Below are 2,848 nucleotides of genomic sequence, written 5' to 3' on the forward strand. Positions count from 1 at the left end.
AGCGCCCGCCTGCCCCGAGTGCGCGGAGGGATCCGGCTGCCCGGGCGCGTCGGCCCGGCCCCAGGGGCCTGGGCGGCCCGGCTGCCCCGCCGGACCCGGCTGGTCCCACTGGCCCCCCTGGTCCGGCTGCCCCGCCGGACCGGACGCACCGGACCGGCCCCACTGAGCCTGATCCGCGGGCCCGGCCGCGCCCGAGTGGCCCCACGGGCTGTCCTGCCCGCCACGATCCGCCTGCCCGGCGTCGGCCGCCGCGGGCCACCGGTCGGCGGGGGCGGAGGCGGCCGGGGCGCTTCCGGGACCGGATGCCGGAGGGTGCGGGTCCTCGTCGAAGAAGTGGGGGCCGGTCTCCTCCACGGAGGGTGCGGCCGGGCGGGCACCGGCCGGCGGGCTGAGCGGTTCACCGTCCTTGGGCGCCGGGCGGCTGGTGCCGGGCACCCAGGAGGAGCCGTTCCAGTACCGGACGTAGCCGGGGATGGACGGGTCCGGATAGTAGCCCTCGCGGGGCCTGTCGTCACCTGGGGCCGGGGTTGGGGCGCTCATGTCCGTCGTCCCGTATCTGCTCGGGGGTGGGATGGGGGCCTCCACATCTATCAGACGCGGGCATCCCCCATGGCCAGTCCCGCAGCACCCACCCTTTCCGGGTAACGCCGTGCCCGTCTGACGCGCCCCGGCGAAAAAAATCTTCCCGAACCCGCGTAATGGCCCGGCCACCGCCCCCTCTCCCCCGGTGCGGGCTCGCCCACAGCGGTGCCGCCCGTCACCCGACCAGAAAGGAAACGGCACGTCATGCAGTACACCGTGGTGGAGCGGGAGCTGGAGCTCCGGCTCGTCCTGTCACCCGAGCGGAGCATCCCGGTGCCGGCCCGGCTCAGCTACCGCTCCGACGACCCCTACGCCGTGCACATCGCCTTCCACATCACCTCGCAGACCCCGGTCACCTGGACGTTCGCCCGCGAGCTCCTGGTGGAGGGGGTGTTCCGGCCGAGCGGGCACGGGGACGTGCGGGTGTGGCCGGTGAAGGCCGACGGGCGCGGCGTCGTTCTGGTGGCGCTGAGTTCACCGGACGGGGACGCCCTGCTGGAGGCGCCGCTCGCGCAGGTGTCGGCCTGGCTGGAGCGGACGCTGCGCGTGGTGCCCGCGGGCACGGAGGGCGGGCAGCTGGGCATCGACGACGCACTCGATGAGCTGCTCGCCCGCTGAGCGGCCCCGGAAGGGATCAGAGGACCTTGCCGGGGTTGAGAATGCCGAGCGGGTCGAAGACCTGCTTCACGGCGCGCTGCATCTCCACCCCGACCGGGCCGATCTCCCGGGCCAGCCACTCCTTCTTCAGCACGCCGACGCCGTGTTCGCCGGTGATGGTGCCGCCGAGTCGCAGGCCGAGGGCCATGATCTCGTCGAAGGACTCGCGGGCCCGCCGCGACTCGTCCACGTCCTGGGCGTCGAAGCAGACGGTGGGGTGGGTGTTGCCGTCGCCGGCGTGTGCGCAGACGCCGATCGTCAGGTCGTACTTCGCGGCGATCCGCTCGATGCCCTCCAGCATCGCGCCGAGCTGCGAGCGGGGCACGCACACGTCGTCGATCATCGTCGTGCCCTTGACCGCCTCCAGCGCGGTCAGCGAGAGCCGCCGGGCCTTGAGCAGCATCTCCGACTCGGCCGCGTCCTCGGCGGGGACGACCTGGGTGGCGCCGGCGGCCTCGCACAGGGCGCCGACGGCGGCGAGGTCGGGGGCGGGGTCCGGGGTGTCGAAGGCGGCCAGCAGCAGCGCCTCGGTGGTCTCCGGCAGGCCCATGTGGGCGAGGGCGTTGACGGCCTTGACGGTCGTACGGTCCATCAGTTCGAGGAGGGAGGGGAGGTGACCGCCCTCCATGATCCGGCAGACGGCGGCGCAGGCGGCCGCCGCGGAGGGGAACTCGGCGGCCAGGACCAGCTGCTGCGGCGGCTTGGGCTTCAGGCCCAGCACCGCGCGGACGACGATGCCGAGGGAGCCCTCGGAGCCGACGAACAGGCGGGTGAGGTCGTAGCCCGCGACGCCCTTCGCCGTGCGGCGGCCGGTGGACAGCAGGCGGCCGTCGGCGAGGACGACGTCCAGGCCGAGCACGTACTCGGCGGTCACGCCGTACTTCACGCAGCACAGGCCGCCGGAGCCGGTGCCGATGTTGCCGCCGATGGTGCACATCTCCCAGCTGGAGGGGTCCGGCGGGTAGTACAGGCCGTGCTTCTCGACCGCGCGGGAGAGCGTCGCGTTGATCACCCCCGGTTCGACCACGGCGATCCGGTCGACGGGGCTGATCTCCAGGATGCGGTCCATCTTGGTGAGGGACAGCACGATGCAGCCGTCGGTGGCGTTGGCGGCGCCGGACAGGCCGCTGCGGGCGCCCTGCGGGACGACGGGGACACGCAGCTCGGTGGCGGTGCGCATGACGTGCTGCACCTGTTCCACGGTGCGCGGCAGCACCACGACGGCCGGGGCGCCGGCCGGGCAGAAGCTCGCCATGTCGTGGGCGTAGGAGGCCGTGACGTCGGGGTCGATCAGGACGGCCTCGGGGGGCAGGCCGGCCAGGAGCCGGTCGGTGAGGTCGCTGGTTGCCGCGGAGTGTGCGCCGCGGGGCGCTTCGATACGGCTCATGATCACAGGTTCGCACTCACGGCCATCGGTGTGAACCCCGTGCGCTCTCCGCTTCGCTGCCGCGATCTGATCGTCGTATTGACGCACAGTGACGCCATGGACAAGCGACTGTGCGCCCCGGGTACGTCCCTGCTGGCCGAGCCGCCGGAGCCGCGCCGCTCCCGGCACAGGCGGCTGCTGCGCCGGGTGCTGGTGACCGCGCTGGCCGGAGGCGTCGTCGCG

The 2,848-nt window shown here is 73.7% G+C and carries 3 protein-coding genes; 1 reads left to right on the forward strand and 2 read right to left on the reverse strand.

The window, feature by feature from the left end; all coding sequences use genetic code 11:
- Window positions 1-540 (reverse strand): DUF2510 domain-containing protein (locus ACLU3S_RS36505; RefSeq protein ID WP_413956272.1); only part of this gene is annotated, 540 nt, incomplete at its 3' end.
- A 246-nt stretch (window positions 541-786) separates the two neighbouring features.
- On the opposite strand from ACLU3S_RS36505, the gene ACLU3S_RS36510 reads away from it, so the two are divergent.
- Window positions 787-1,200, forward strand: a complete 414-nt coding sequence (locus ACLU3S_RS36510; RefSeq protein ID WP_413956273.1) for an SsgA family sporulation/cell division regulator — start codon at window positions 787-789, stop codon at window positions 1,198-1,200.
- Between the two features lie 16 nt (window positions 1,201-1,216).
- On the opposite strand, the gene ACLU3S_RS36515 is transcribed toward ACLU3S_RS36510, so the two are convergent.
- On the reverse strand, window positions 1,217-2,632 hold the full coding sequence (locus ACLU3S_RS36515; protein WP_413956274.1) for an FAD-binding oxidoreductase: 1,416 nt from the start codon (window positions 2,630-2,632) through the stop codon (window positions 1,217-1,219).
- Window positions 2,633-2,848 lie beyond the last annotated feature (216 nt).

Source organism: Streptomyces sp. AF1A (assembly GCF_047340315.1).
Taxonomy (GTDB): Bacteria; Actinomycetota; Actinomycetes; order Streptomycetales; family Streptomycetaceae; genus Streptomyces.